4 protein-coding genes are annotated in these 3,319 nt (G+C 43.9%); 1 reads left to right on the top strand and 3 read right to left on the bottom strand.

The features are described 5' to 3' along the window. The first annotated feature begins 168 nt into the window (after positions 1-168). The gene (locus CAG68_RS17840) at positions 169-477 is read left to right on the top strand and encodes a hypothetical protein (RefSeq protein WP_005381765.1); all 309 of its coding nucleotides are present in this window, start codon (positions 169-171) and stop codon (positions 475-477) included. A gap of 42 nt (positions 478-519) precedes the next feature. Here CAG68_RS17840 and CAG68_RS17835 read toward each other — a convergent pair whose 3' ends face one another. The 3 genes from CAG68_RS17835 to rdgC form a co-directional block, all read right to left on the bottom strand. Beyond that, complete coding sequence (locus CAG68_RS17835; protein WP_005381763.1) at positions 520-774, bottom strand: YfhL family 4Fe-4S dicluster ferredoxin; 255 nt, start codon at positions 772-774, stop codon at positions 520-522. A gap of 2 nt (positions 775-776) precedes the next feature. Then, positions 777-2,177, bottom strand: coding sequence for a prephenate-dependent tRNA uridine(34) hydroxylase TrhP (trhP, locus tag CAG68_RS17830; RefSeq protein ID WP_005383665.1), 1,401 nt, complete (start codon positions 2,175-2,177; stop codon positions 777-779). A gap of 165 nt (positions 2,178-2,342) precedes the next feature. After that, positions 2,343-3,257 (bottom strand): recombination-associated protein RdgC, encoded by a 915-nt coding sequence (gene rdgC, locus CAG68_RS17825; RefSeq protein ID WP_017633930.1) that lies wholly within the window; start codon positions 3,255-3,257, stop codon positions 2,343-2,345. Positions 3,258-3,319: the final 62 nt, after the last annotated feature.

Genomic DNA, 3,319 nt, shown 5'->3' with positions numbered 1-3,319 from the left:
TATGGGTAAGTTGTAACTTCTCTGTTTAGAAAAAGATCTTTCGTCACGATACTCTGGTTTCTTAGCAATATGTCTGTCAGTTGGCTAAAAAGCGATAACAACGCAGACAAGTGTGTAAGGCAGGGATATACCCTTTTCCTGTTAGAAGAGTAAATCAAGGACAAAACCATGACTATGATTTGTGCAAAAGAATTTGCAGAGTGGTTAAGACACAGATTTAGCAGTGATACTAAAGGAGTCTCTTTGACTCGAGAGGATGTGAATCACCTGACTGGGCGTCAACGCCTTGATCCGGGTTTTGTTAATGATGTGCATTATGAGCTGATGCAATATGGAATGGCTTTCGTTACTGATACGAGCCGAGAAAACTTTTATTTAATACCTGTTTCTCAAGCGGAAAATTGGCGTGAGAGACTAGAGTATCATTTTGAAAAAGAGCTGTTCTGCAATATTATCCCTATTGAAAAATCAGGTTGAGAAAAGGTTCAACTTTGATGCCAAAGTTGAACCTAATTGCTCTTATGCTAACCCTTGAATAATCACGAATTTTTCAAGCAACTGCTCTTCAGTTTCGACATGGTTCGGATCAGTGATTATGCATTTTGTAATTGGACACACTGACTGACAGGTCGGCTTTTCGTAATGCCCCTTACACTCTGTACATAGCGCTGGATCAATTTCGAAAATGCTCTCTCCCATACTGATTGCCCCATTGGGGCATTCGGGATCACACATGTCGCAGTTAATGCATTTATCAGTAATGAGCAAGGCCATGGTTACTTACCAGTCGGGTTACGGGTGTCCTGCCCTGAGTTTAGATTACGCATTAATAGGCCATATTCTAAATCTAGCTCTGCTGGTACTGGAATGAATACAAAGTGACCGTTTCCTTTCGCGTCTTCAATAGACTCTGATTTGCGGTTTTCCATTGCCTCTAGCGTGAAAACAATATTGCCTTTTGGCGTCATTAGTTCAAGGTTATCACCGACAAGAAACTTATTTTTTACTTCTACTTCAGCCATGTCACCACGACGTTTGCCAGTGAATTCACCAACAAACTGTTGAGCATCAGAGACTGAGTAACCGTAATCGTAGTTTTGGTAAGTATCGTGTGTATGACGGCGTAGGAAGCCTTCAGTGTAGCCACGGTGAGCTAGGCTTTCTAGTGTACCCATTAGGCTTTCATCGAATGGTCGACCTGCTACAGCATCATCAATTGCTTTACGATAAACTTGAGCGGTACGTGCGCAGTAGTAGAACGATTTAGTACGACCTTCAATTTTCAATGAGTGAACACCCATCTTAGTTAAGCGTTCAACGTGCTGAACCGCTCGTAGGTCTTTAGAGTTCATGATGTAAGTACCATGCTCATCTTCGTAAGCCGCCATTTTTTCTTCTGGACGGTGCGCTTCAGAAAGCAGAACGACTTCATCTGTTGGTTTGCCGCGACCAATTGTGGTTTCAGGGCGCTCGTCTTGTACTTCGACAGGCTGTGCTTCAGTCGGGTCGAATTTCTCTACGATATCACCAGCGTCGTTTTCTTTACCCTCTTCAACTTTGTATTCCCAGCGGCATGCGTTAGTGCAAGTGCCTTGGTTAGGGTCACGTTTGTTGATATAGCCAGAAAGTAGGCAACGACCTGAGTAAGCCATGCATAATGCACCGTGAACGAATACTTCAAGCTCAGTTTCAGGGCAATGCTCACGAATTTCTTCGATTTCTTCTAGAGACAGCTCGCGAGAAACGATCACACGTTCCACGCCATTCGCTGCCCAGAACTTAACGGTTGCCCAGTTTACAGCGTTTGCTTGTACAGAAAGGTGAATTGGCATTTCTGGGAAAGCTTCACGAACCATCATAATTAGGCCTGGATCTGACATGATCAATGCGTCAGGACCCATCTCTACGATTGGCTTAAGATCACGGATGAAGGTTTTTAGCTTCGAGTTGTGTGGTTGAATGTTACATACCACATAAAGCTTTTTGCCTAGGGCGTGGGCTTCATCGATACCGATTTTTAGGTTCTCGTGGTTAAACTCGTTGTTACGTACGCGAAGGCTGTAGCGAGGTTGGCCAGCGTAAACTGCATCTGCCCCGTAGGCGAATGCGTAACGCATGTTTTTCAGGCTGCCCGCTGGAGATAGTAGCTCAGGCACGAATGCTTTCTCAGTTGTCATTGCTCAATTCTCTTTTATCTGATCACAAGTCAGGCCAATTCCACCTAATGGAAATGGGGCGCAAATTTTACGTCAAAATGTGAACTGTGACTAGGGTAATTGTGCTTCAGATAGAAAAACGCCCTCAAAAAAAGTGAGGGCGTTATGGTTAACCTTTATACAAAATTAAGCGTTAGGATTCGGTAAGCCGCCTAGCGCATCGTATAGGTTGGGAAGGAAAGCACTGAACTCTCCACACATTAGAGAGAAGTCTGCATCAAATCGAGCTGCTTGATCTTCACGTGGAATATCATCGTTTTGATCTTTCAATTCATCAGAGAATTTTAGACGTTTGATGCCTGCATCTTCCGTCATAATGAACTCAATACGATCTTGCCAATTAAGCGCAAGTTTCGTCACGACTTTATCCGCAGCGATGTGGTTGCGGATTTCATCAGTGGTTAGCTCTTGCTTCTTACAGCGAATCACACCACCTTCTTCAAGTACGGATTTTAGCTCAGCTTCGTCCATCATGCTGATACCTTGAGGTGTGTCACCGCTTTTCACCCACTCGGTTAGCGTAGTTTCAATCGCCACTTCTGGAATAGCAGGAACAACAGGTAGACTACCCATGGTTTTACGAAGCAATGCTAATACATCTTCTGCTTTTTTATAGCTGCTTGCATCAACAAGGATAAAACCTTCTTTTGGCATGATGAGCACGTGAGTGTGGCTGCTGCGGCTGAATGCGCGCGGCAGTAAATCCATTACGATGTCATCTTTCAGGTTGTCTTTCTCTTTCTTCTTCAGAGGACGACCTTCTTGCGCTTCCATTGCTTCTACTTTTGCATTCAATGATTCTTTGATCACAGAGGCAGGTAGCATTTTCTCTTCTTTCTTGGCGCAAATCAGAATGCGGTTTTCTGACACGTGAGTCATCATATCGCCATGTCTACCCATTGCACTGACCCAGCCAAATTTCTGTTTGTCTTGACTGCCACACGGGGTGAATTGGAATTCAGACAGCTGAGTTTCTAGTTGTTCGGCGTTAAAAGTAACCTCGCGGTTAACGCGGTATACCAGACAGTTTTTAAACCACATAAATCTTCTCTAGGCTTGATGACAAGGGACTAATCATAGGGAATTTTTGTGCTGATGTCTTA

Origin of the sequence: Vibrio sp. V42_P2S4T144, from assembly GCF_009904715.1 — a bacterium.
Taxonomy (GTDB): domain Bacteria; phylum Pseudomonadota; class Gammaproteobacteria; order Enterobacterales; family Vibrionaceae; genus Vibrio; species Vibrio alginolyticus.
Note: the sequence above shows the minus strand (reverse complement) of the source record. Positions and strands in the feature narration are given on the sequence as shown.